At 62.5% G+C, this 25,079-nt stretch carries 24 protein-coding genes; 9 read left to right on the forward strand and 15 right to left on the reverse strand.

The window, feature by feature from the left end; all coding sequences use genetic code 11:
• Position 1 precedes the first annotated feature (1 nt).
• Positions 2–1,042: a DUF5924 family protein gene (locus tag H7993_RS12445; RefSeq protein WP_185794576.1), complete on the forward strand. Its 1,041-nt coding sequence runs from the start codon at positions 2–4 to the stop codon at positions 1,040–1,042.
• Here the strand turns inward: H7993_RS12445 and H7993_RS12450 are convergent.
• From H7993_RS12450 to H7993_RS12475, 6 genes are all read right to left on the reverse strand, one after another.
• A complete protein-coding gene (locus H7993_RS12450; RefSeq protein ID WP_122480109.1) occupies positions 1,012–2,253 on the reverse strand; it encodes a nucleoside recognition domain-containing protein in 1,242 nt (413 codons plus the stop codon). The genes H7993_RS12445 and H7993_RS12450 overlap by 31 nt on opposite strands.
• A gap of 215 nt (positions 2,254–2,468) precedes the next feature.
• A complete protein-coding gene (gene gltP, locus H7993_RS12455) occupies positions 2,469–3,782 on the reverse strand; it encodes a glutamate/aspartate:proton symporter GltP (protein ID WP_185794577.1) in 1,314 nt (437 codons plus the stop codon).
• Between the two features lie 620 nt (positions 3,783–4,402).
• Positions 4,403–4,873: an inhibitor of vertebrate lysozyme family protein gene (locus H7993_RS12460; protein ID WP_185794578.1), complete on the reverse strand. Its 471-nt coding sequence runs from the start codon at positions 4,871–4,873 to the stop codon at positions 4,403–4,405.
• A gap of 2 nt (positions 4,874–4,875) precedes the next feature.
• Complete coding sequence (locus H7993_RS12465) at positions 4,876–5,040, reverse strand: DUF1328 domain-containing protein (protein ID WP_043191899.1); 165 nt, start codon at positions 5,038–5,040, stop codon at positions 4,876–4,878.
• Positions 5,041–5,100: 60 nt separating this feature from the next.
• Positions 5,101–5,385 carry a hypothetical protein gene (locus H7993_RS12470; RefSeq protein ID WP_185794579.1) on the reverse strand — a complete coding sequence of 95 codons (285 nt, stop codon included), beginning with the start codon at positions 5,383–5,385 and terminating at the stop codon, positions 5,101–5,103.
• 182 nt (positions 5,386–5,567) lie between these two features.
• Positions 5,568–6,443 (reverse strand): BON domain-containing protein, encoded by an 876-nt coding sequence (locus H7993_RS12475; RefSeq protein ID WP_185794580.1) that lies wholly within the window; start codon positions 6,441–6,443, stop codon positions 5,568–5,570.
• A 210-nt stretch (positions 6,444–6,653) separates the two neighbouring features.
• On the opposite strand from H7993_RS12475, the gene algB reads away from it, so the two are divergent.
• Together algB and H7993_RS12485 are read left to right on the forward strand one after the other, a co-directional pair.
• Complete coding sequence (gene algB, locus H7993_RS12480; RefSeq protein ID WP_049860524.1) at positions 6,654–8,000, forward strand: sigma-54-dependent response regulator transcription factor AlgB; 1,347 nt, start codon at positions 6,654–6,656, stop codon at positions 7,998–8,000.
• Positions 7,997–9,784: a KinB sensor domain-containing domain gene (locus H7993_RS12485; RefSeq protein WP_185794581.1), complete on the forward strand. Its 1,788-nt coding sequence runs from the start codon at positions 7,997–7,999 to the stop codon at positions 9,782–9,784. The genes algB and H7993_RS12485 overlap by 4 nt, the downstream gene beginning before the upstream one ends.
• Positions 9,785–9,810: 26 nt before the next feature.
• On the opposite strand, the gene H7993_RS12490 is transcribed toward H7993_RS12485, so the two are convergent.
• The 5 genes from H7993_RS12490 to H7993_RS12510 form a co-directional block, all read right to left on the reverse strand.
• Positions 9,811–11,430, reverse strand: a complete 1,620-nt coding sequence (locus tag H7993_RS12490) for an EAL domain-containing protein (RefSeq protein ID WP_122480103.1) — start codon at positions 11,428–11,430, stop codon at positions 9,811–9,813.
• An 88-nt stretch (positions 11,431–11,518) separates the two neighbouring features.
• A complete protein-coding gene (locus H7993_RS12495) occupies positions 11,519–12,292 on the reverse strand; it encodes an N-acetylmuramoyl-L-alanine amidase (protein ID WP_122480102.1) in 774 nt (257 codons plus the stop codon).
• Between the two features lie 131 nt (positions 12,293–12,423).
• Complete coding sequence (locus H7993_RS12500) at positions 12,424–14,373, reverse strand: GGDEF domain-containing protein (protein WP_185794582.1); 1,950 nt, start codon at positions 14,371–14,373, stop codon at positions 12,424–12,426.
• Between the two features lie 83 nt (positions 14,374–14,456).
• Positions 14,457–15,092, reverse strand: a complete 636-nt coding sequence (locus H7993_RS12505) for a thiol:disulfide interchange protein DsbA/DsbL (protein ID WP_122480100.1) — start codon at positions 15,090–15,092, stop codon at positions 14,457–14,459.
• A 212-nt stretch (positions 15,093–15,304) separates the two neighbouring features.
• A complete protein-coding gene (locus tag H7993_RS12510; protein ID WP_185794583.1) occupies positions 15,305–15,910 on the reverse strand; it encodes a c-type cytochrome in 606 nt (201 codons plus the stop codon).
• A gap of 178 nt (positions 15,911–16,088) precedes the next feature.
• Here H7993_RS12510 and yihA point away from each other — a divergent pair, with 178 nt between their 5' ends.
• The gene (gene yihA, locus H7993_RS12515) at positions 16,089–16,727 is read left to right on the forward strand and encodes a ribosome biogenesis GTP-binding protein YihA/YsxC (RefSeq protein ID WP_122480098.1); all 639 of its coding nucleotides are present in this window, start codon (positions 16,089–16,091) and stop codon (positions 16,725–16,727) included.
• 536 nt (positions 16,728–17,263) lie between these two features.
• Here the strand turns inward: yihA and polA are convergent.
• Positions 17,264–20,029: a DNA polymerase I gene (gene polA, locus H7993_RS12520; RefSeq protein ID WP_185794584.1), complete on the reverse strand. Its 2,766-nt coding sequence runs from the start codon at positions 20,027–20,029 to the stop codon at positions 17,264–17,266.
• Positions 20,030–20,118: 89 nt separating this feature from the next.
• Between polA and H7993_RS12525 the strand changes: the two genes are divergently transcribed.
• Both H7993_RS12525 and H7993_RS12530 read left to right on the forward strand, forming a co-directional pair.
• On the forward strand, positions 20,119–20,406 hold the full coding sequence (locus H7993_RS12525; RefSeq protein ID WP_122480096.1) for a DUF2782 domain-containing protein: 288 nt from the start codon (positions 20,119–20,121) through the stop codon (positions 20,404–20,406).
• A gap of 64 nt (positions 20,407–20,470) precedes the next feature.
• Complete coding sequence (locus tag H7993_RS12530) at positions 20,471–21,421, forward strand: homoserine kinase (protein ID WP_185794585.1); 951 nt, start codon at positions 20,471–20,473, stop codon at positions 21,419–21,421.
• Between the two features lie 110 nt (positions 21,422–21,531).
• On the opposite strand, the gene H7993_RS12535 is transcribed toward H7993_RS12530, so the two are convergent.
• Positions 21,532–22,461: a zinc ABC transporter substrate-binding protein gene (locus H7993_RS12535; RefSeq protein ID WP_425312012.1), complete on the reverse strand. Its 930-nt coding sequence runs from the start codon at positions 22,459–22,461 to the stop codon at positions 21,532–21,534.
• Positions 22,462–22,518: 57 nt separating this feature from the next.
• Between H7993_RS12535 and H7993_RS12540 the strand changes: the two genes are divergently transcribed.
• Genes H7993_RS12540 through znuB form a run of 3 tightly spaced genes read left to right on the forward strand, consistent with a single transcriptional unit; the run spans position 22,519 to position 24,546 of the window.
• Positions 22,519–23,001 (forward strand): Fur family transcriptional regulator, encoded by a 483-nt coding sequence (locus H7993_RS12540; RefSeq protein ID WP_122480095.1) that lies wholly within the window; start codon positions 22,519–22,521, stop codon positions 22,999–23,001.
• A complete protein-coding gene (gene znuC / locus H7993_RS12545) occupies positions 23,001–23,771 on the forward strand; it encodes a zinc ABC transporter ATP-binding protein ZnuC (protein WP_122480094.1) in 771 nt (256 codons plus the stop codon). The genes H7993_RS12540 and znuC overlap by 1 nt, the downstream gene beginning before the upstream one ends.
• On the forward strand, positions 23,764–24,546 hold the full coding sequence (gene znuB / locus H7993_RS12550) for a zinc ABC transporter permease subunit ZnuB (RefSeq protein WP_185794586.1): 783 nt from the start codon (positions 23,764–23,766) through the stop codon (positions 24,544–24,546). The genes znuC and znuB overlap by 8 nt, the downstream gene beginning before the upstream one ends.
• Before the next feature lie 24 nt (positions 24,547–24,570).
• Here the strand turns inward: znuB and H7993_RS12555 are convergent, their stop codons facing one another.
• Together H7993_RS12555 and relB are read right to left on the reverse strand one after the other, a co-directional pair.
• Complete coding sequence (locus tag H7993_RS12555) at positions 24,571–24,837, reverse strand: type II toxin-antitoxin system RelE family toxin (protein WP_185794587.1); 267 nt, start codon at positions 24,835–24,837, stop codon at positions 24,571–24,573.
• Positions 24,821–25,048, reverse strand: coding sequence for a type II toxin-antitoxin system RelB family antitoxin (relB, locus tag H7993_RS12560; protein WP_185794588.1), 228 nt, complete (start codon positions 25,046–25,048; stop codon positions 24,821–24,823). The genes H7993_RS12555 and relB overlap by 17 nt, the downstream gene beginning before the upstream one ends.
• Between the last annotated feature and the right edge of the window lie 31 nt (positions 25,049–25,079).

Genomic DNA, 25,079 nt, shown 5'->3' on the forward strand with positions numbered 1-25,079 from the left:
CATGCCGTACTTCGTTCAGCGCCTCATCGACCTTATCAAACGCTACCCGGGTGTGATCGCACTGGGCGGTTTCCTGTCCGGCATCGGCAGCTTCGTGCTGGTCGATCGCCAGGCCGGCCTGGCCAGCTGGATCGCAGTGGTGATGCTGCTGACCTGGATCTGGTTGATGCTGGAGAACACCTTCACCCAGTTGTTCACCCGCTTGTTCAAGCGTGAGATACCCACGCCGGTGCTGCGCTACGCGACCCAGATGATCCACCAGGAAAGCCTGTTCTTCGTTCTGCCTTTCTTCTATATCACCACCACCTGGAACAGCGGCCAGCTGGTGTTTACCGGCCTGCTGACGCTGGCCGGGCTGGTGTCGATCATCGACCCGCTGTACTACAAGTGGGTCGCGCCCCGGCGCTGGCTGTTCATGGCGCTGCACACTTTCACACTGTTCGCGGCGTTGCTCACGGCGCTGCCGATCATCCTGCACCTGACCACCGATGAAAGTTTCAAGCTGGCGCTGGCCACCGCCATGCTGCTGGCCTTTCCGAGCCTGGCCGTCAGTTTCCCGATCAACCATTGGCGTCGCGGCGTGGCGCTGGTCTTGGCGACCTTGATGATCGGCGGTGCTGGCTGGCTGCTGCGCTCCTGGGTGCCGCCGGCCACGCTATGGCTGACCGAGGTGGCGGTGACCACCGAGCTGGACAACCGCAGCCGCACCCATGGCGACAGCCTGGATACGGTCAGCGCGGCACAGTTGCGCAGCAGCGGGCTGTACGCCTACACCGCCATCAATGCTCCACGAGGCTTGGACGAGCGTATCTATCATGTGTGGCAGCAGAACGGCACCGAGGTCGATCGCATCGCCCTGGACATCCACGGCGGGCGCAAGGAGGGCTATCGCGCCTGGAGCCACAAGCAGAATTTCCCCGGCAACGTCGCGGGGAAATGGCAGGTGCGGGTGTTGACCGAGGATGGTCAGATCGTCGGCGTGCTGCGCTTCACGGTGACCGACGACGCGGTTCAGGCCGCCGTGGCACCGAAGAACCAGTAGCAGACCACGATGGCGGCGATGACTCCGGCCAGGTCCGCCAGCAGTGCACAGCCGACCGCATGACGCGCACGCTGGATGCCCACGGCACCGAAGTACACGGCCAGCACATAGAACGTGGTCTCGGTGCTGCCCTGAATGGTCGCCGCAACCAGCGCCGGAAAGCTGTCCACGCCATGGGACTGCATGGTCTCGATCAGCATCGCGCGCGCGGCACTGCCGGAAAACGGCTTGACCAGCGCGGTCGGCAGGGCGTCGACGAACCGGGTGTCCATGCCCAGCCATTCGACCAGGTGACGAATGCCGTCCAGGCCCAGCTCCAGGGCGCCCGAAGCGCGCAGCACACCTACCGCGCAGAGCATGGCGACCAGATACGGCAGTAGGCTCTTGGCAACGTCGAAACCTTCCTTGGCGCCTTCCACGAAGGCCTCGTAGACCTGAACCTTGCGCAGCGCGCCGATGACCAGAAACAGGATGATCAGGCCAAACAGCGTGAGGTTGCCCAGGATCGAGGACAGCCCCGCCAGGGCTGTGGCCGAGAGGGTGCCCAGGAACGCCATGAACACGCCAAGCAGCAGCGCACCGGGAATCAGATAGGCCAGCACCACTGGATCCCACAGCCGCAGACGTTGCATCACGGCCACTGCCAGCAGCCCGGCGAGGGTACTGGCCGAGGTGGCCAGGAGAATCGGCAGGAACACCAGGGTCGGGTCGAGGGCGCCTTGCTGGGCGCGGTACATGAAGATCGATACCGGCAGCAGGGTCAGCGACGAGGCGTTGAGTACCAGAAACAGGATCTGCGCGTTGCTGGCGGTGGTCGCACTGGGGTTGAGTTCCTGTAGCGAGCGCATGGCCTTGAGGCCGATCGGGGTTGCGGCGTTGTCCAGGCCCAGGCCGTTGGCGGCGAAGTTCATGGTGATCAGCCCCAGTGCCGGATGGCCGCGTGGCACCTCGGGCATCAGTCGGCTGAACAGCGGCCCCAGGACTTTGGCCAGCCAATCGACGATACCGGCCTTCTCGGCAATCTTCAGGAAGCCCAGCCACAAGGTGAGGGTGCCGAACAGCAGGACCATTACTTCTACCGACAGCTTGGCCATGGCGAACAGGCTTTCGACCATCGCGGCGAAGATGCCGGCATTGCCGCCGATGAGCCATTGGCCGAAGGCCGAAATCGCGGCGATCAGAAAGAAGCTGAGCCACAGGCCGTTCAGCATGGGTATTCCCTCGTTCGAAGATGCGCGGATGATAGCCCAAAGCGAGGTTGGATTCTGCCCCGCAGGGCAGCGTGGTGTGTCAGGGTTTTCGCGTGAGGCCGGACGCGTCTTGCACCGCTGCTATAGGGTACGAGCCGCGTCGCCGGGTAGGCTGCGGATGCAGGTATCATCGCGGCGCACCGTTCGCGGGCAGAGCCCGCTCCCACAGAGCCGCGTCAGGGGGCGACGCGGTCCTTGTTGCGCCAGTGCGGCAGGGAGTTCCAGTAACGCTCGCCCTTGGCATCGTCGTACATGCCTTCCCAACGCGAGATCACCAGCACGGCCAAGGCATTGCCGATGACGTTGAGCGCAGTACGGGCCATGTCCATGATGCGGTCGACGCCGGCAATGAAGGCCAGGCCTTCAAGTGGAATGCCGACGCTGCCCAGGGTGGCCAGCAAGACCACGAACGACACGCCCGGCACGCCTGCAATGCCTTTGGAAGTGACCATCAGGGTCAGTACCAACATCAGTTGTTGCCCGATCGACAGGTCGATGCCATACAGCTGGGCAATGAACAGCGCCGCGATGCTTTGATAGAGGGTAGAGCCGTCGAGGTTGAACGAGTAGCCGGTGGGCACCACGAAGCTGCTGATGGCCTTCGGTGCGCCATACGCTTCCATCTTCTCGATCACGCGTGGCAGGACGGTTTCCGAACTGGCCGTGGAATACGCCAGTACCAGCTCGTCCTTGAAGATGCGGAACAGCTTGAAGACCGAGAAGCCGAACAGGCGCGCGATGACACCGAGCACGACGATGGCGAAGAACAGGATCGCCGCATACACCAGCACCACCAGTTTGGCCAAGGGCAGCAGTGAAGCGAAGCCGAAGTTGGCCACCGTGACGGCAATCAGCGCGAAAACCCCAATTGGGGCGTAGTTCATGATCATGTGAGTGACCTTGAACATGCTTTCCGATACGCCCTGAAAGACTTTGACCAGAGGCTCGCGGGTTTCACCTGGCAGACTCGACAGGCCCAGGCCGAACAGTACCGAGAAGAAGATGATCGGCAGCATGTCGCCGCGAACGATCGACGCAAAGATGTTGGACGGAATCAGGTTGAGCAGGGTGGCAACGAACGCATGGTCATGCTGCACCTCAGCCGTGGTTTTCTGATACTGCGAGATATCCACGGTGCCCAAGGTACTCATGTCGATACCCAGCCCCGGCTGGAACAAGTTGGCAAGGCCCAGGCCAACCAGAATGGCAATGGTGGTCACCACTTCGAAATAGAGGATGGTCTTTACGCCAATGCGGCCGAGCTTTTTCGCATCGCCCACGCCGGCAATGCCGACGATCAGAGAAGAGATCACGATGGGGATCACGATCATCTTGATCAGGCGGATGAAGATGTCGCCTGCGGGCTGCAGGATATTGCCGATCCACCAGGCCTTCTCGGCACTGAAGTGGTTGAGCACTGCACCCAGTGCGATGCCCAGTACCAAGCCGATGAGTATTTGCCAGGCGAGGCTCAGTTTTGCCTTCTTCATGTCGTTACCCTTTTTCCAAGTCAACTCGTGATGCCTGTTCGCAAGCCGAACGGCCATCCGTAGAGGTTTCTTCACGCCATGGCGAAACGCTTTGGCGAACGAAAAAAGGCGCAACTATTCCGATGCACTGCGGCAGCGTCTAATGCCGGATGCGACTACCCTATGCAAGATCGGCATAACGCAATTGAATGATTTTCTGCTTTTGATATGTGCGTTCGGATAGACGACTGGTCATGCCGAAGCAATTGGCAGGTTTGCCGAAAGGGGAGTGCAAAAAAACCAACGACGTTCGCGAAACCGAACGCTGGGAATTTTCTGCTGGAAAAAGATGAAACAAGATGGAAGGCAGCTCGACGCTGCGAAGATAGGCTCTGCGCAAGCCGGGCACGTAATGATCGTACACCGCTTGCGCAGCAGCTGTTGCCTGACCCGGCCCGGTTCGGAGGTCCTCCCTGTACCCCTAGGTCACTCCGAACCGACTGCATTCAGAACAACCCGACCCCATGGTCATGACCGCCACGTTCTGAGTGCCGGCCATTCGGACCAGGATGACCCGGCCCAATCTGTAGATCTTTGATGCACTGCCGTGATGGCGCAAACCATCACGGCATCACAGGAAGTCAGTACCAGTCAGGGTCTTTCTTCAACTGTTCCATGAGCATCAGCTGCATGCCTTCGTCGGGCTTGCCGAGAAAGCGATAGGTCGCGTGACGCGTCGGCGACTTATCGGCAGGCAAGCCGGCAGGTACCTGGACATACAATGCGTACGCATCTTCCTTGTCCATGCTGAAGGCTACGAGCAGTCGCCCGCTTTTGCAGCTCTCAGCGGTTTCACACAGCGGCCCCACCAGATAATTGTCGCCGTCCTCAGGGACTGCAGACATCTGCTGGGGCGAAACGCCTGACAGATTGATGATCCAGTCCGGAACACGTTCCTCGGACTTGATCACCGACTGCCAGGTATCGCGGTACTCGGTGCTCGAACCCAGTAGCTCGCTGACGCGAGCCTGACCGTCATTGGCGGCCATTGCCATGCTGCTGCCGACCAGCGACAGCGCCATGGCTATACCCTTGAGGGTCATGCTGGTCATGGTCAGCCTCGACCGCGACGGCCAAAGATGAACGAGACGACGAACAGCACCAGGAATACTACGAACAGGATCTTGGCGATGCCTGCTGCGGTGCCGGCGATACCACCGAAGCCCAGGACGGCGGCGATGATGGCGATGATCAGGAATGTGACTGCCCAACTCAGCATGGTGTATCTCCTTTACGATTTGTCGTGTTTTATCGGTTGATCAGATGCGTTGCCAGTACCTCAGAACACCCAACTGCGAATGTGTTCAACCGGCTCGTTCGCTTGTACGCGTTCAATGTTTCCAGATTGCTGACGCCCGACCCAATGCGCACTGGCTGGATTGAGGTGCGCGGTGTCGACCAGACGCTCCTGAGGTGGCAGAAGAAGTTCCTGCTGCTGGGCAGATGCCCAGCCTGCATACAGCTGCACCGCCAGCAGGGTCACCAGCGTCGCCAGAACCAGAAACAACGCTTGGCGCATTGATTGGGACTGGGCGGACGCTTGAGCTGCTTGAGGACGGTTCATCCGGAAACTCCTTGCACTTGGATGGCGACTGAATACGTGTTCTTGAAACAAGTATTGCAGCCTGCATGCCAACCTCTTATCTCCGATTAAACCCTTTAAAATCAGTTGGTTGTATTAATAGACGTTCAATACTCAATAGCAACCTGCACGATAACGCGCCTGGGCTCGGGCGATTTGCACGATCACAGTATTGGCTTGGACACTTTCAACAGATCGGCATCCACGCCACGGACACCGCGGATGTTGCGTGCCACCTCGACCGCCAGGGTTTTCTGCTCGGAACTGGCGACGTCGCCTTTGAGCGCTACCATGCCCGTGCGCGTCTCGACATCGATGCTCAGCCCGTCCAGATCGCGATTGAGCAACAGGCTCGCCTTGATCTTGCTGGTCACCCAAGTATCGCTCAAGGCTTCTTCGGTCTTCTTGGCCTTGGTCTCGGCCCGCGTCGTCGCCGTATCCGCTGCACCCAGGCTGATCAGGTTGTTCACCTGATAGACGCCATCGGTATTGGTCGCCAGGCTGCCAGCCAGTTGCTTGGCATCGGCAGTCTGCGCCTGGCCCTTGAGCGTTACGACACCGTCGCTGGTGGTGACGACGATATCCAGTGCTTGGGTACTGGTGTTCCACAGCAACTTGGACTTGACGATTGCCGTGAGCGTGGCGTCTTCCAGATGCTGGGCGAATTGCTGACGCTGATTGACGTGCTCAACCAATTCCGGATTGAGGGTCAGACGGTTATCGACCTTGTCGATGCCTTGGGTATTGAGGGCTACCTGCTCGGCAAGCTCGCGGTCGACCTGATCTTCCACGGCGCCGGTCAACGTAGCGGTGCCCTCACGGACCTGCACGCCGAACTCGAAGCCGTTGAGCTGTCGATTCAAGGCCAGCGCTGTCCAGATGGAGCCCTCCTGGCGTGCTGCCTGCAGCCTGCTCTCGAGGCTGGATGATTCACCTTCGTGTTTCTCGAGATTGGCAGGGGTGGCCGCCGAGACCAATGTCGACAGGCCTACCAGACCTGCGATGACGCTTGCCAACGTGAGTCGCTTGATACCGCGCATTCGTACTCTCCTCCCATTGAAGACGATCGGTTGATATCGCAAGGCATATGCCAAACTTTTTACTTACTGAAAGCTCAGATATTTCATACAGTTAGAAATGTAATCAGCTAATCGCTACCATGCAGCCTGCCGAATCAATCAGAATCGACCATGCAACCTGCCCGATTTGTCCGGGACTAACCAAGAATTTTCTCTGAGGAGCGTAGGAACATGGAATCTGGCACGGAGCATAAAGGCCGCATTCTGCTGGTGGACGATGAGTCCGCCATCCTGCGTACCTTCCGCTATTGCCTGGAAGACGAAGGCTACAGCGTGGCGACGGCCAACAGCGCGAATCAGGCAGACACCTTGATGCAACGGCAGGTGTTCGACCTGTGCTTCCTCGACCTGCGCCTGGGCGAGGACAACGGCCTGGATGTATTGGCACAGATGCGTGTGCAGGCACCATGGATGCGTGTGGTGATCGTCACCGCGCACTCGGCGGTGGATACCGCCGTCGATGCGATTCAGGCCGGCGCCGCCGACTATCTGGTCAAGCCCTGCAGCCCCGATCAGTTGCGCCTGGCGACCGCCAAGCAATTGGAAGTACGTCAATTGTCGGCTCGGCTCGAAGCGCTCGAAGGCGAAGTGCGCAAGCCCAAGGACGGCCTTGATTCACACAGCCCTGCCATGATGGTCGTGCTGGAAACCGCGCGCCAGGTGGCGGTGACCGATGCCAACATCCTCATCCTTGGCGAATCGGGTACCGGCAAGGGCGAGCTGGCACGCGCCATTCATGGCTGGAGCAAGCGCGCCAAGAAAAGCTGCGTAACCATCAACTGCCCGTCGCTGACTGCCGAGTTGATGGAAAGCGAACTCTTCGGCCACAGTCGCGGTGCTTTCACCGGTGCCAGTGAAAGCACTTTGGGTCGCGTCAACCAGGCCGATGGCGGGACTCTGTTTCTCGACGAGATCGGCGATTTTCCCTTGACCTTGCAGCCCAAGTTGCTGCGCTTCATTCAGGACAAGGAATACGAGCGGGTAGGTGACCCCGTGACGCGGCGCGCCGATGTGCGCATCCTGGCGGCGACCAACCTCAACCTTGAGGACATGGTTCGCGAGGGCCGTTTTCGCGAGGATCTGCTGTACCGCCTGAACGTGATCACCCTGCACCTGCCGCCGCTGCGCGAGCGCAGCGAGGATATCCTGACCCTGGCCGATCGTTTCCTGGCGCGCTTCGTTAAGGAGTACGCGCGGCCAGCAAGAGGCTTCAGCGAGGAGGCACGGGCGGCGCTGCTCAACTATCGCTGGCCGGGAAATATCCGCGAGCTGCGCAACGTGATCGAACGGGCGAGCATCATCTGCCCTCAGGAGCGCGTCGAGGTCAGCCATCTGGGCATGGCCGAGCAGCCCGCCAACAATGCACCGCGCATCGGCGCTGCGCTGAGCCTGGACGAACTGGAAAAGGCCCACATCGGTGCCGTCCTGGCCACCAGTGATACCTTGGATCAGGCCGCCAAAACCCTGGGTATCGATGCCTCGACGCTTTATCGCAAACGCAAACAGTACAACCTATGAAACTGGCCATGAAGCTGCACACCCGGCTGTTTCTCAGCATCTCGGCGCTGATTACGGTCGCGTTGCTGGGGCTGGTGTTGGGTCTGGTCAGCGTGATGCAGATGGCTGCTTCGCAGGAAAGCATGCTGCGCAGCCACTTCACCACGCTGGACCTGGGGCTCAAGATGCGCCAGAGCCTGGGCGATCAATTGGTCATGATGCTGGAGCCTGATCCAGACGTTGCGGGCATCGGCCAGTCACAGGAGCAATTCAAGGCGCTGCTCGATGAAGGCATCGCCCATGAGCAAAGCCACAATGCTCACTACGGATTTCTCCAGTCCGCCGAAAACTTCCAGGCCTTTGTCGAGCAATACCAGGCCACGGCCACGCAACACCTGCCGTTGAGCCACAACCCGCCGCTGAGCCAGGCATTCAATACCCTGCGCACGGGCCTGATCGATTCGTACAAGAACACCCTGCAAAGTATCGCCGCACTGGAGCACGAGTCCCACCAACGGGCGATGTGGGTATCGGGTTTGCTCGGCCTGGTGGGCCTGGCGGTGCTGATCGTCGGCTTTTTTACCGCACACGGTATCGCGCGCCGTTTCGGCGGGCCCATCGAGGCCTTGGCCAAGGCGGCGGACGACATCAGCCAAGGCAATTTCGATGTGCAGCTGCCGGTTTCACCAGCAGCAGAATTGAATCGGCTGGCCAGCCGCTTCGCCACCATGGCCCACGCGCTGCGTCAGCATCAGGCCACCAATGTCGATGAGCTCCGCGCCGGGCAACAGCGCCTGCAAGCGGTGCTGGACAGCATCGACGACGGCCTGCTGATGATTGATCGACAGGGCCAGCTGGAGCATTTGAACCCGGTTGCGCAGCGTCAGCTGGGCTGGGAAGACCACCGCCTGGGCCTGGGGCTGGGCGAAGCGCTTGGCAGGCCCGATCTGGACGAACAACTGAATTTGATCCTGCGCGGTGGCAGCCTGGAGCGTGCGCTGGACGACCTGAGCTTTGAAGTCGATGGTGAAGCGCGTCTGCTTTCGTACAGCCTGACGCCGGTGACCCATACCCAAGGCAATATCCTCGGCGCGGTCATGGTGCTGCACGATGTAACCGAGCAGCGGGCGTTCGCACGCGTACGCAGCGAATTCGTCCTGCGCGCCTCCCACGAGCTGCGCACGCCGGTAACTGGCATGCACATGGCCTTTGGGCTGCTGCAGGAGCGCGTGCATTTCCCTGAGCAGAGTCGCGAGGCCGATCTGCTCATGACGGTCAACGAAGAAATGCAGCGTTTGATGCAACTGATCAACGACCTGCTCAACTTTTCGCGTTACCAGAACGGCCTGCAGAAGCTGGTGCTGGCACCGTGTGCGCTGGATGACCTGTTGCAGCGCGCCTACGAGCGCTTCGCCAGCCGCGCCCATGAGCTGGGCATCCAGCTGACCATCGAGTTGGCCGAAGGGCTGCCACGCCTGCACGTGGACGCAGGGCAACTGGATCGGGTGCTGGACAACTTGCTGGAAAACGCCCTGCGGCACACAGCGGAAAATGGCCATATCCGCTTGCAGGCACGCCGCCATGCCGAGCGCGTGATCATCAGCGTCGAGGACAACGGCGAAGGCATTGCCTACGGCCAGCAGGGGCGTATTTTCGAGCCTTTCGTACAGGTCGGGCGCAAGAAGGGCGGTGCCGGACTGGGCCTGGCGCTGTGCAAGGAGATCGTGCAGTTGCACGGTGGCCGCATGGGGGTCTACTCAAGACCCGGCCAGGGCACCCAGTTCTACATGACCCTGTCGATCTAGCGCGATGGCCTGGGTGCCTTGAGCCCTCAGGCCTCGTCGCCGGCGCGCCGACCAGCGCGGCGCCGGCCCTTGGTGATCAGTTCCTTGAACTGTCGCGCATTCAGTGCCTGCGCGAACAACCAACCCTGACCGTAGTCGACGCCTTCGCTTTCGAGCAGCAGCGCTTGCGCCTCGTGCTCGATGCCTTCGGCGATCACCCGCAGATCCAGGGCATGAGCCATGCGAATGATGTGGGGCGCCACGCCACTGCTTTCGACGTCATCGCCCAGGGCGTCGATGAACGCCTTGTCGATCTTGAGGCAGTCCACAGGCAGGCTTTGCAGGTACGCCAGGCTGCAGTAACCGGTGCCGAAATCATCGATCAATACCGTATGGCCCACGTCGCGAAGGGCCTGAAGGTTTTCCCGCGCCACGTCGACGTCGATCAGGGAACGTTCGGTCACCTCGAAGGCGATCTGCTCGGGCGCCACGCGGTAGATGGAGAGCAGCCGGGCCACCACCTCACCGATGCGCGGCACGGTGACATCGCACGCAGCCAGATTCACTGAAATGTACAAATGCGGGTTGGCTCGCAAGAGGTGGCTGAGCTGCTCGAGCGACTGCTGCAGGACGAAGTCGGTGATCTGGCGGATCTGGCCGCTGTGTTCCGCCAGCGGAATGAACAGTTCCGGGCTGGTGAGCGTACCGTCGGGGCGACGCCAGCGCACCAGTGCCTCGGCACCGACGCAGCGACGATTGCTCAGGTCGAAGATCGGCTGGTAGAGCACCTGCAGTTCGCCCCGACGCAACGCACCGTGCAGCTCGCCGCCCATCGAGCGACGCTGGGTGATCAGTTGCAGAACCAGCCAGCCGATGCACAGGGCCACCACCAGGCTGACAGGAAACAGCAGCCACAGCGGGGTATCGAATATGGGCAGTTCCTTGCTGCGCGGAGCGATCAGCACCAACTGGAAGTCCGGGGACTTGGTCGACATGCGGTAGATCAACCGGTCCGACGTGACCTGCAAGGCATCGACCGCATCGGCACGCCAACCCGATACCGGCGGCCATGGCTGCTCTGAACCCAGCACCGGGATCGCCCGGCGCCCCTGGTCGAGCACCACCAACAGGCTGCCACCGGCGGGCAGGTCGACCACGTCGCTCAGATGCCCCCGCGAGGTCGAAACCCGGAACGGCCCGCGGCCAAGCATCAGCGCGGCCCAGTTGTCATTGCGCTGAGTGGTGGTGTTGAGCCAGTAACTGTAGGTAGAACCCTGGATGTCCGGCGGTCGACCCAGGCTGGCGACGTCCTTGCCGCGACGGTTGGAGCAGCGCTGGGCGCCGTCGATGAACGCGGCTTCGAAGACGAAGCGGTTGTCGAAGCCGATCTTTTCCAGGGCATCCATCATCTGCGGGCCGCAATGGCGCACAGGTTGAGCCTGCAACGCATCGACCCCCTCGCGCAGCTGACCGAACACCTGCTCCAGGCGGATCAGGAAGCGTTCGCCACTGGCATTCATCTGCTGCCGTTCGTTGAGCTGAACCTGGTGCATGATCAGCGCGAAACTGGCCGCGAACAGCAGCAGCGCGCTGGCCAGGGCGGCAAGCGTTGCCAGCGCCCAGGGGCGGTACAGAAGACTGCGGAGCTGCGGGAAAACGGCGGCCATCGAGGATCATCCAGTCGGGGGCATCAATGTATAGCAACCAGATGGCGATTGGCCCGCGCTTTCGAGCATATCGACGTGAAATCGGTTGTTACCTGCTGATGAGCGCCTGCAGGATCGCGGCGCTTTGTGCATCGGGCTCGCCGTCGAAGCGTTGCGGACGAAAGTGCATCTGGAAGGCTGCAATTACGTGTCGCGTGGCGACGTCCAGCTCGCCGCTCTGGACCACCTCGTAACCCACTCGGGCCAACTGCTGCTGATACCAGGCGATACTCGGCGGGCTGGCCTGGAAGCGCGCCTGGTAGCGTGCCACGGCCTTCGCGTCGGGCCACATGCCCAGGCCGTGTTCGGCCAGGCGTTGCCAGGGAAACATCGGCCCCGGATCGGTCTTGCGCAGCGGCGCGATGTCGCTGTGGCCGATGATGTTGCGCGGTGCGATGCCGTTGCGCTGGACGATATCCTTGAGCAGGGCGATCACGGCCTGGATCTGCGCTTCGCTGTAGGGGTACCAGACCCGGCCGTTCGGGGTGTCCTTGTAGCCGGGGTTGACGATTTCGATGCCGATGGAGCTGGAGTTGAGCCAGGTGCGGCCGTCCCATTGGCTTTCGCCGGCATGCCAGGCACGGCGGCTCTCGTCCACCAACTGGTAGACGGTGGCCGGCTGGTCGCCGATCAGGTAGTGGCTGCTGACTTCACCATGAGTGAGCAATTGCAGCGAACGCGGCAGATCGGCCGAGGTGTAGTGCAGCACCACGAACTGCACGCGATTGTCGTGGTTCGCGGACGGGTGGCTGCGATCGATGCTCAAGCCGTTGGAGCAACCGGCCAGTACCAGCAGGGAGAGGGCGACAAGGAGCAACTTCATAGGGAGATCACATGCAGGTTCGGGAACAGGGCATCAGCATAGCGTAGCCGGTTGTCTGGATTCAGCGGGCATGCGTTACGTCGCGTTGCCGAATGTTGCGCGCGCGTCCGTGGCGGGATGGCGCGGGAGCCTCAGGGAGCCGGCTCGATCTGGTTGCGTCCCGCTTCCTTGGCGCGGTAGAGCGCCTGATCCGCGCGCTTGAGCACCTGACTGGCATTCTCACCGGGTTTGAACACCGCTACGCCGGCCGACATCGTCACGCTCACACGCTCGCCCTTGAAATGAAAAGGGCATTGTTCGACGGCCGCACGCAGGCGTTCGAGCAGACGGCTGCCGCCGCCCAGATCGCTGCCCGGCATCAGTAGTGCGAACTCTTCGCCACCGAAGCGGGCGATGAAATCGTCACCGCGCAAGCCTTTGCGCAGCACGTTGGCGATGATCTTCAAGACCTTGTCGCCGGCCTGATGACCAAAGGTGTCGTTGATCGACTTGAAGTGATCCAGGTCAAGTATGGCCAGCAGCAGGCCATTGCCGGTCTGCTGCGAGCGGACATGCTCCAGAACCAGGCGCTCGCTCCAGGCAGCTCGGTTGGGCAGGCCAGTGAGCGGATCGAGCAAGGCCTTGTTGCGCTGCTGCTCGAGCTTGTCGCGGTAGTCGAGGGCTTCGCGCTCCATGCTCGTCACACGCTCGCCGAGGCCTTGCAGGCGCGCGGTGATTTCCTGTTCGCGTGCCTCGCGCTGCAGGCGGTGCTGCTCCATGCTGGCCAGCAAGCCCTCGAGCCGGCTTTCCAGCACCTGCTTGAGGCCGTCGATATCGACAGCGCCACGCATGCTCGTCTGCAACCCGTCGACGTGTTCACGCAGCACGTCGTCCAATGCCAGGGCGGCGCTGCGCGAGTCGGCATGGTCGCCATGGGTCAGCTGCAACTGGCGCTGGAAATTCTCCAGGCGCTGGTTGAGCTGTTGCAGGTAGCGTTCGAACTCCTGCTGACTGCCGTCATTGACGGCCAGCATCAATACGGCGAGCTCATCGAGCACCGGCAGCAGCTCGTACCAGTTCAGCCCGCGCTGGATGCGCGCGTGCATGGCCTGGGCCTGGGCCATGTAGCGCTCGGGCAAGGTCAACTCGCTGAGCAGCTCGAGCAAGGTGGTTTCGATATGGCTGGCAACGCTGCTGTACGGCGGTTCAAGGCTGGCCGGCAAGGCATAGAAAGCCTGTTCATCGGTCAGGCCGCTGTCGAGCACCTGCAACTGTTCAGCGGGCTTCTCGGTGGGCTGCTCGACCAAGGGCGATGCCACGGGGTCTGCAGCGCCAAGCGCGGGCGCTTCACTGGCAGTGTTGCTCGCTGGCAGGCGCAGGTCGGCCACTGCCAACGCAACAGCGAGCGGGGCAGGCTGCGGCGCCGGCTCGTCTGCAATGGCCACAGGGGCCACGTGAGCGTCGGACACTGCAGTGTCGGATTCCGCAGTGACGGGATCAGGCGTCGCGCCGGCCACTGCCGGTGCACCCTGCGCTGCGGGCACAGGTATGGACTGCACAGGGCTGGCGTCGGCCGGATCGGGGCTGCCGAACAAGCGCTGCAGCAGGCCCGCCCGCTGCGCGCGCAAGGGTCGGTCGAGGGTATTGAGCGCCTGCTCCTGCAAACCACTGAGCTCACTGAGCAGCAAGGGCATCTCGCGCGCCTGTCCAGCCCGCTCTTCAAGGCCCTGGGCGAGCTTTTTCAAAGGTTTGCTGACATCGCGCGGCAGCGGCAGCGACTGCAGTTGCGTGACCAGAGCCCCCAGCGCGGTGCCTATCTGCTGCACCCGGGACTGTCGGCGCTTCTCGGACTCCAGCACGGCAATTTCCAGACGCGGAATCAGCGCCGCCAGCCGAGCGTCCATGTCGTCGCCACGCAGCACCTCGCGCATCTCCTTCATGCAGACATCCACCGCCCGGTCGCTGCCTTCGGCCGCAAGGCTGCTGCGCACCAAGCCTCGACGCAGCAGGTCGAGACGGGCGTTCCAGCGCCGCTCGAGCTTTTCCTGCTGGTCGATGCTTTGCAGGTATTTCTCTTTCCAGCGCTGGCTGTCGTCACTCATGACAAGGATTGCTCGTTGACCTGCAGCTCACACCCACCCGCGATGGGTGCGCTGCGAAAACGTCGTATCGCGGGTGATGCCGCTTACTTGGCGGCACGTTCCTTGGCAATCAGCTGGTCGGCCACGTTCAGGGTCTGCTCGGGCCCGCCGGCGGTGCCCAGGTCGAAGCGGTACTTGCCGTTGACGATCATGGTCGGCACGCCGGAGATTTCATACTTCTTGGCCAGCTCCTTGGCCTTGGCGATCTGGCCCTTGATGGCGAAAGAGTTGAAGGTCTGCAGGAATTTTTCCTTGTCCACGCCCTGGGTGGCGACGAATTCGGCCATGTCCTCGGGTTTGATCAGCGGCTTGTGTTCCTTCTGGATGGCATTGAACACGGCGTTGTGGACCTTGTGCTCCACACCCATGGCTTCCAGGGTCAGGAACAGCTGGCCATGGGCATCCCACGGGCCGCCGAACATGGCTGGAATACGGACGAAATTGACGTCGGCCGGGAGCTTCTCGACCCAAGGGTTAATGGTCGGCTCGAACGCGTAGCAATGCGGGCAGCCGTACCAGAACATCTCGACGACTTCGATCTTGCCGGGCTCGGCGACGGCTACCGGGCTGTTCAGTTGAACGTAGGTCTTGCCGGCTTCCAGCGGCACATCCGCCGCCTGGGCGGTCACGCCCATGGCACTGGCGACAACGAGGAAGGCGCCGAAAATCAGATTACGCATGCGTGACTCCTGAGCAGTTTCATACAAGGGACGGATCGGTGCCAGCACCGGACCTGCCTGATCGAGGTGGCTAGTGTAACGGCAGTGATGTCAAAAAAGGGTGGACGAGGAGGGCCTTTGCGCTATTTTCATGGCCCAATAGATGTAACCAGGCGTAAGACGGCCGCGAAGGTCTGGCGCCTGGCCTGCACCTGGCCCATGCCCGATCGTTTTCAGCGCAGTGCCTGAATATGAGTGGCCAGGGCTGCAATGTCGTCATCGCTGAGCCTGCCTGCAATGTCGTGCATGATCGCAGCGGCATCGCCCTCTTGGCGAAAAGCGGTCAGCCGCTTGATCAGGTACGGTGCATGCTGACCCCGCAGCTGTGGAAAGCCGGCCAGTGCGGTACCGGCACCCCCGGGAGCGTGGCAGCCGCTGCAGGCAGGTACACCCAGCGCCGGATCGCCACTGCGGTAGAGGTCCTGCCCACGCTGCGCCAAGACGGCTGCGGCTTCCGTGGGGGCGGGCGTCTGCTCGGCGTACCAGGCGGCGATGTCGAGCAGATCCTGGTCGCTCAGCTCAGCCAGCGTACCGGCCATTTCCGGGACCACGCGACGGTTTTCGCGGATGTCCAGCAACTGCTCGTTCAGGTAGCGCTCGCCCTGGCCGGCCAGCTTCGGAAAGATCGGCACCAGGCTGTTGCCGTTCGGGCCGTGGCACGCGGCGCACAGTGTCGTCAGTGGCTGCCCTCGGGCGCTGTCGCCCGTCGTGCCGGCAGCACTTGCCGCGCTGCTGGCCAGCAGCGCGCAGAGCAGGCCCATCACACGCATTGCGCTCATCGACTGATCCAACCAAGGTGAAGTTCTCGACCTGCCGCACCGTACGGCCGGCCTGGGCGCATTATGCCCGCACGCAGGCCATTGCCGGCAAAATCACCCACATATTGTCCAGCCCTATATACTTCGCTGCATCGTTCTTGCGGCTGCTGCATCGGGCCCTGCCTCTACCGGAAATCACATGCAACTCAAAAACCCCATCCTGGGCCTGTGCCAACAGGCTACCTTTTCGCTCAGCGCCGCCAAGGTCGAGCAGTGCCCCGATGACGAAGGGTTCGAGGTCGCGTTCGCTGGCCGTTCCAATGCCGGCAAGTCCAGCGCCTTGAACACCCTGACCCACGCCAGCCTGGCACGGACCTCGAAAACCCCAGGGCGCACGCAGCTGCTCAACTTCTTCAATCTGGACGAGGAGCGGCGCCTGGTCGACTTGCCCGGCTACGGCTACGCCAAGGTTCCGATCCCGCTCAAGCTGCACTGGCAGCGCCACCTGGAAGCGTATCTGGGCAGTCGTGAAAGCCTCAAGGGGCTGATTCTGATGATGGACATCCGCCATCCGATGACCGACTTCGACCTGTTGATGCTCGACTGGTCGGTGGCCAGCCACATGCCCATGCACATTCTGCTGACCAAGGCCGACAAACTGACCTACGGCGCAGCCAAGAACACCTTGCTCAAGGTCCAGGCCGAGATTCACAAGGGGTGGGGCGACGCGGTCAGCATCCAGCTGTTCTCCGCGCCCAAGCGCCTTGGCCTGGAAGATGCCTACACGGTGCTGGCACGCTGGATGGAGCTGCCGGACAAGAACACGGCAGAGGCCTGAGCCTGCCGTGAAGAAAATTCGGGCAAAAAAAACCCCGGACTTCGTATGGGGAGGGGGAAGTCTGGGGCTCAAGGTCCGAACCGCTGAGGGTCCGGATATCTGCCAACACTTAACACAACATAGGAGCATCGAAAGGCTTCACTAGCCAATCCCAATGTCTGACTGGGAGAGGCCGGGGGAGTTCCTTGGCAGATGCAAACTATTTGCACTAAGTCGTTGGTTTCATGTGGGGTTCAGGTTTGTCATCTGGCCTGGATTCGGCGTGTGCCCCTTCGCGGCCGCTGACCGCTCCTACAGAGAGCATGAGCATCCGTAGGCATGGTCGGCGACCGCGAAGCAGCAACACCGCGCCGAATCAGCGCGCAAAAGCCCGTAGGAGCGGTCAGCGGCCGCGAAGCAGCAACACCGCGCCGAACCAGTGCGCAAAAGCCCGTAGGAGCGGTCAGCGACCGCGAAGCAGCAACACCGCGTCGAAGCAGTGCGCGGAAGCCCGTAGGAGCGGTCAGCGGCCGCGAAGCCGTCAACCCGGCTTCGAATCAGTGCGCCTCGTCCCAGTTGGAACCCACGCCGACTTCCACCAGCAAGGGCACGTCGAGTTGCGCGGCGCCGCTCATGTACGGGCGGATCTGGGTGCCGATCTGCTCGACCAGGTCCTCGCGCACTTCCAGCACCAATTCATCGTGCACTTGCAGGATGACGCGTGCGTCCAGCCCGCTTTCGGCCAGCCAGTTGTCCACCGCAACCATGGCGCGTTTGATGATATCGGCAGCCGTACCCTGCATCGGCGCGTTGATCGCGGTGCGTTCGGCCCCGCGGCGCAGGGCGGGGTTCTTGGCGTTGATGTCCGGCACGTAGAGGCGACGCCCGAACAGGGTTTCGACGAAGCCCTGTTCGGCGGCCTGGGCGCGGGTGCGCTCCATGTACTCGAGCACGCCCGGATACTGCGCGAAATAGCGGTCGATATAGGCCTGCGACTGCTTGCGGTCGACGCCGATCTGCTTGGCCAGGCCGAACGCGCTCATGCCGTAGATCAAGCCGAAGTTGATCGCCTTGGCACTGCGCCGCTGGTCGGTGGTGACCTGCGCCAGGTCTACCCCGAACACTTCCGCAGCCGTGGCCCGGTGCACGTCCAGATCGTTCTGGAAGGCATGCAGCAAGCCTTCGTCCTTGGCCAGGTGGGCCATGATGCGCAGCTCGATCTGCGAGTAGTCGGCCGCCAGCAGGCGATACCCGGGCGCCGCGATGAAAGCCTGACGGATGCGCCGACCCTCGGCGGTGCGGATGGGGATGTTCTGCAGGTTCGGGTCACTGGAAGACAGGCGTCCAGTGGCGGCGACCGCTTGATGGTAGGACGTGTGGATGCGCCCGGTGCGCGGGTTGATCTGCTCGGGCAGGCGGTCGGTGTAGGTGCTCTTGAGCTTGCTCATGGAACGGTACTGCATGAGCACCTTGGGCAACGGATAGTCCTGCTCGGCCAGTTCGGCGAGCACCGCTTCTGCCGTGGAGGCTTGGCCCTTGGCTGTCTTGGAGATGATCGGCAAGCCGAGTTTCTCGTAGAGAATCACCCCCAATTGCTTGGGTGATCCCAGGTTGAACTCCTCGCCGGCGATCTCGAACGCTTCGCGCTCCAGGGCAACCATCTTTTCACCCAGTTCCACGCTCTGGATACCCAGCAGCTTGGCATCGACCAGCGCGCCCTGGCGCTCGATCCGTGCCAGCACCGGCACCAGCGGCATTTCGATGTCCTGCAGCACGGGCAGCAAGCTGGGCACTGCATCCAGCTTGGCCTGGAACAGTTGATGCAGGCGCAGGGTGATGTCGGCGTCTTCGGCGGCGTAGGGGCCGGCCTGTTCCAGCGCGATCTGGTCGAAGGTCAGCTGCTTGGCGCCCTTGCCGGCGATGTCGGCGAACTTGATGGTGGTGTGGTTCAGGTACTTGAAGGCGAGGCTGTCCATGTCGTGCCGAGTGGCGGTGGAGTCGAGCACGTAGGATTCGAGCATGGTGTCGAAGGCCACGCCCTGCACGTCTATGCCGTTGTCCTGGACGCCACCGATGGCACAGTTGGCGAGGATATTGATGTCGTACTTGGCGTGCTGGCCGACCTTGAGCTTGCGCGGATCCTCGAGCAGCGGCTTGAGCGCCAGCAGCACGGTATCGCGGTCGAGCTGTTCGGGCACGCCCATGTAGGAGTGCGTGAGCGGAATGTAGGCGGCTTCGTGGGGTTCGACCGCGAAGGAGATGCCTACCAGCTGCGCGCGCTGGGCATCCAGGCCGGTGGTCTCGGTGTCGAAGGCGAACAGGCTGGCCTGTTCGAGCTTCTGCAGCCAGACATCGAAGCGAGCCTGGTCGAGAATCGTTTCGTAGCGTACTTCGATGGCCGCGACCGGCTCCTGCGCCGGAGCCAGCTCTTCGCCGGCGCGCCGGGCTTCACGCTCGACGTCTTCGATCCAGCTGCGGAACTCCAGCTCGCTGTAGATGGCAAGCAGTGCATCGCGATCCGGCTCGCTGCACATCAGTTGGTCGACTTTCACGTCCAGCGGTACGTCGATCTTGATGGTGGCCAGTTCATACGAAAGGAAAGCCATTGCCCGGTGTTCTTCCAGCTTGGCGGGCAGCGCCTTGGCGCCGCGAATGGCCAGGGCCGGGACCTTGTCGAGGCTCTCGTAGAGTTCCTTGAGGCCGCCGCCGATGCCGGTCAGCAGGCCCTGAGCGGTTTTTTCCCCCACGCCCGGCACGCCGGGGATGTTGTCGACCTTGTCACCCATCAGGGCCAGGAAGTCGATGATGTGCTCGGGACCGACGCCGAACTTCTCCTTGACGCCGGCGATGTCCAGCACGCTGCCGGTCATGGTGTTGACCAGGGTGATGTGGCCGTCGACCAGTTGCGCCATGTCCTTGTCACCCGTGGAAATGACCACCGGGCGATCGGCTGCCGCGCTGCTGCGGGCCAGGGTGCCGATGACGTCGTCAGCCTCGACGTTATCCACGCACAGCAATGGATAGCCCAGGGCCCGGACGCAGGCGTGCAGTGGCTCGACCTGTACCCGCAGGTCGTCGGGCATGCTCGGACGGTTGGCCTTGTAGTCGCCGTAGAGGGCATCGCGGAACGTCCCGCCCTTGGCGTCGAAGACCACCGCGAACGGGCTGTCCGGATACTGCCGACGCAGGCTCTTGAGCATGTTCAGCACGCCCTTCACCGCACCCGTGGGCATGCCCTTGGAGGTGGCCAGCGGCGGCAGTGCGTGGAACGCCCGGTACAGATAGGAAGAACCGTCCACCAGGACGAGAGGAGCTTTGCTCATGAGCAGAATCAACCTTTTCGGCGAGCCCGGCGTTAGAATGCCCGGAGCTGTGACAACGAGAACTGTGACAACAAAAGGACAAGGTTATCATGCGTAACGTAAAACACCTGTTGCTCGCGGCTCTGCTGCTGACCAGCCCGCTGATGACCCTGGCTGCGGACGACGCGCCTTCGGCCGATCCGGACGTGACCATTCGCCAGGACGGCGACAAGACCATCCAGGAGTATCGCCAGAACGGCTTCCTGTATGCGATCAAGATCACTCCGAAGCACGGCAAGCCGTATTTCCTGGTGCGTGCCGATGGCACCGATGACAATTTCATCCGCTCCGACCAGCCGGACATGCTGATCCCGGCCTGGAAAATCTTCGAGTGGTGAGGCTGTAACCTTCAATTCAACCGGGCGCCGCCCCTTGCGGCGCCAGTATGGGCAAATCTACGACATGTCTGTGTTTACACCCTTGACCCGCGCCGAGCTCGAAACCTTTCTGGCCCCCTATGGCCTTGGCCGTCTGCGGGACTTCCAGGGAATTGCCGCCGGTACCGAGAACAGCAACTTCTTCATCAGCCTGGAGCAGGGTGAATACGTGCTGACGCTGGTCGAGCGCGGGCCGACCCAGGATTTGCCGTTCTTCATCGAACTGCTCGATGTACTGCACGACGCTCGGCTGTCGGTGCCCTATGCCTTGCGCACCACCGAGGGCGTGGCGCTGCGCACGCTTGCAGGCAAGCCGGCCCTGCTGCAGCCGCGCCTGGACGGTCGCCATGTGCAGGCGCCGAACAACCAGCACTGTGTGCAGGTGGGCGAGTTGCTGGGGCACATTCACACCGCCACCCTCGACGCACCGTTGGTACGCCGCACCGACCGTGGCCTGGACTGGATGCTGGAAGAGGGCGAGAAGCTGGTCGCCGACCTGGATACTGCAGCCGCGGCGTTGCTGCGTCCGGCCCTGGCCGAGATCCAGGCGCATCACGCACAGATTCTGGCACTGCCACAGGCCAACCTGCACGGCGACCTGTTCCGTGACAACGTGATGTTCGAGGGCACCCACCTGACGGGTGTGATCGACTTCTACAACGCCTGCTCCGGGCCGATGCTGTATGACCTGGCGATTACCGTGAACGACTGGTGCTCGGATGAGCACGGTACCCTCGATGCGCCACGCGCGCGGGCATTGCTGGGTGCCTATGCAGCCCTGCGGCCATTCACTGCGGCAGAGGCACAGCTGTGGCCACTGATGTTGCGTGTGGCTTGCGTGCGGTTCTGGCTGTCGCGCCTGATCGCGGCGCAGTCGTTTGCCGGGATGGATGTGTTGATCCATGATCCCAAGGAGTTTCAGGACCGGTTGGCGCTGCGGCAGAAAGTTGGGGTGCCGTTGCCTTTTGCTTTTTAGGGCTTGAGACCGTGGGGCGGCCTTCGCGGGCAGAGCCCGCTCCCACAGGAACCTGCGTCTAGCCTGAACCTTCTCTCACAGGGCAGGGGTTCAGGCATGTGGGAGGAGCTTCAGAGCTTTTCCAGGCAGCCGGCGAGGTTGTCGGCCAGATTGCCCAGCAGGGTTTCGTAGCCGGTTGCGGTGGCGTCTTCAAAGCCGCCCAGGGCGTCCAGCTCGGCCAGGGTCACCGGCAGCCCGGCAGTCAGGGTCTGCGCCAGCTTGGGGCGCATCGGCGGCTCGCTGAACACGCACGTCTTGCCCACTTCCTGCAGGCGCTGACGCATCGCGGCAACATGCTGTGCGCCGGGTTGTACTTCGGCGGCCACGGCGAATACACCCGCATGCTTGAGGCCGTAGGCCTCCTCGAAATAATCGAACGCCTCGTGGAAGACGAAGTAGGGCTTGCCCTGAATGCCAGCCACCCGAGCGGCCAGACGTGTGTCCAGGGCCTGCAGGCGTTGCGTGAAGGCGGTCAGGTTGGCCTGGTAGCGCGGCGCATTGGCAGGGTCGGCAGCGGACAGGTCGGCGGCCATGCGCGTGGCGATCACCCGGGCATTGACCGTCGAGAGCCACAGGTGGGCGTCCAGGGTGCCCGGGCGGTGGTCGTGATCGTGGTCCGATGCTTGCTCGTCATGGCCGTGGCTGTCTTCGGCGAAATGCCGCAGGTGCATGCCCGGCAGCGTCTGGATCGAGACCGTCGGCTTCTGCCGAGTCTGCAGCACGCGCGGCAGAAAACCTTCCATGTCCGGGCCGATCCAGTACAGCAGATCGGCGTCGGCCACCCGCCGCACGTCCGATGGCCGCAGGGCGTAATGGTGCGGCGAGGCACCGGGCGGCAGCAGCACTTCGGGCTGGCCGACACCGTCCTGCACGGCGGCCGCAATCAGCTGCACCGGCTTGATGCTGGTCAATACCCGCACTTGCGCCTGTGCCGGCAGGGCGGTCAGGCACGCGGCGAGCAAACCGATGGAAAGAGCAAAAATACGAACCACAATGAACACTCTCGGGGGCAAGAACAGGTAACATAATAACGTCTCTATCAGAATTCGTCGCCGCTCATGTCCAAAACACCGCTGGCCAGCCGTCCCCACGACCACTCACATTGCGTGCACCACGCGCTGAGCGAAGCCGATGCCTTGTGCCTGAAACAGGGCTTGCGCCTGACCGCCTTGCGTCGTCGCGTGTTGGAACTGGTCTGGCAAAGCCACAAGCCACTGGGTGCCTACGACATCCTCGCCGTGCTCAGCGAACAGGACGGCCGCCGCGCGGCGCCCCCCACGGTCTACCGCGCCCTGGATTTTCTGCTCGACAACAACCTGGTGCACCGCATTGCCTCGCTCAACGCCTTCATTGGCTGCAACCATCCCGAGCATGCGCATCAGGGCCAGTTCCTGATCTGCCGCGCCTGCCACGTGGCCGTGGAGCTGGAGCACAAGACCATCAGCGACGCCATCGTCGAAAGCGCCCTGGGTGTCGGCTTCGTCGTCGAGGGGCAAACCGTGGAAGTGGTCGGCCTGTGCGCGGCCTGTCAGGGGGCGTGATGAGCGAAGCCTTGATCCGCCTGGACCAGGTCACGGTGGCATTCGCCGGCCAGCGGGTGCTCGATGACATCCACTTGTGCGTGCAGCCCGGCGAAATCGTGACGCTGATCGGCCCCAATGGCGCCGGCAAGACCACCCTAGTGCGTGCCGTGCTCGGGTTGCTCAAGCCCGATTCGGGCAGCGTGTGGCGCAAGCCGCGACTGCGCATCGGCTACATGCCGCAGAAGCTGCACGTGGATCCGACCCTGCCGCTGTCGGTCCTGCGCTTTTTGCGCCTGGTGCCGGGTGTGGACCGTGCCCGCGCTCTGGCGGCGCTGGAAGAAGTAGGCGCCGCGCAGACCATCGACAGCCCGATCCAGACGGTGTCCGGCGGTGAGATGCAGCGGGTGCTGCTGGCCCGGGCACTGTTGCGCGAGCCGGAACTGCTGGTGCTCGACGAGCCGGTGCAAGGCGTCGACGTGGCCGGCCAGGCCGAACTGTATGCCCTGATCACGCGCCTGCGCGAACGCCACGGCTGCGGTGTGCTGATGGTTTCCCACGACTTGCACCTGGTCATGAGCACCACCGACCAGGTGGTCTGCCTGAACCGGCATGTCTGCTGCTCCGGGCACCCTGCGCAGGTCAGCGGTGATCCGGCGTTCGTCGAGCTGTTCGGCAGCCACGCTCCCAGCCTGGCCATCTATCACCACCATCACGACCATGCCCATGACCTGCACGGCAGCGTGGTCAGTGACACTCATGTACACGGAGACAGCTGCAAGCATGGCTGATTTTTTACTGTATGCCTTGCTGGCGGGGCTTTCCCTCGCAGTGGTGGCGGGACCGCTGGGCTCGTTCGTGGTGTGGCGGCGCATGGCCTATTTCGGCGACACCTTGTCCCACGCGGCCTTGCTGGGCGTGGCCCTGGGCTTCGTGCTCGACATCAGCCCGGCACTGGCGGTCACGGTAGGCTGCCTGCTGCTGGCGATACTGCTGGTGACCCTGCAGCAACGCCAGCCGCTGGCCTCGGACACGCTGTTGGGGATACTCGCGCCCAGCACACTGTCGCTGGGTCTGGTGGTGCTGAGCTTCATGCACGACGTGCGCATCGACCTGATGGGTTATCTGTTTGGTGATCTGCTGGCGATCAGTCCGGCCGATTTGTATTGGATCATCGGTGGCAGTGTGGCCGTGCTCGCGCTGTTGATCGCCCTGTGGCGGCCGTTGCTGGCAATCACCGTTCACGAAGAGCTGGCACGGATCGAAGGACTGCCCGTGGCGGGCCTGCGCATGGCCTTGATGCTGCTGATTGCGGTGGTGATCGCGGTGGCGATGAAGATCGTCGGGGTGTTGCTGATCACCTCATTGCTGATCATCCCGGCGGCAGCCGCACAGCGGCATGCGCGCTCGCCCGAGCAGATGGCGCTGGGTGCCAGTGTGCTGGGGGTGATCGCGGTATGTGCCGGGTTGGCCTTGTCGTGGTTCAAGGACACGCCGGCCGGGCCTTCGATCGTGGTCAGTGCGGCGGTGTTGTTTTTGCTGAGTTTTGCGTTGCCCAAGCGGTAGTGGAGTGGCTGGCGCGAGTCGCTGTTATCTGTACACCTCGCGTCGATTGCCCAGCTGTACGACCAGCACTCGCAGGGCTCCGTCCTGGATATCGCAAACCACTTGGAAATCCCCAATCCGATATCGCCACAAACCGCCCAGCGGACCCGTCAGCGCTTTGCCCGTGCTGCGCGGGTCATCCCGACCGCCAATGCGCTCGTCCATGAAGTCGAGGATGCGCCTGGCTGTCTGTTTGTCGAGTTTGCGTAACTGGGTTCTGGCCGTATCGGTGTAATCAATCGTCCAGGCCAAGGTCTTTCCTTACGTCCGCTGACGAATGCACGGTTTCCCGACCTTTGCGAACCCGCTCCAAGACTTCCGCCGCAAGATAGTAGTCCTCAAGGTCACTCAGGCCATTGTCGATGATTTGACGCAAGTAATAGGCTTTGGTCCGCCCTGTGCTGCTCGCCAGGAAATCGAGGCGCTGCTCGGTTTCAGGGGCAAGGCGAATGGAAGTTGGCATGTCGAGGGCTCCAGTGTAATACCTGTATTCA

The organism is Pseudomonas baltica, assembly GCF_014235765.1.
GTDB classification, from domain to species: domain Bacteria; phylum Pseudomonadota; class Gammaproteobacteria; order Pseudomonadales; family Pseudomonadaceae; genus Aquipseudomonas; species Aquipseudomonas baltica.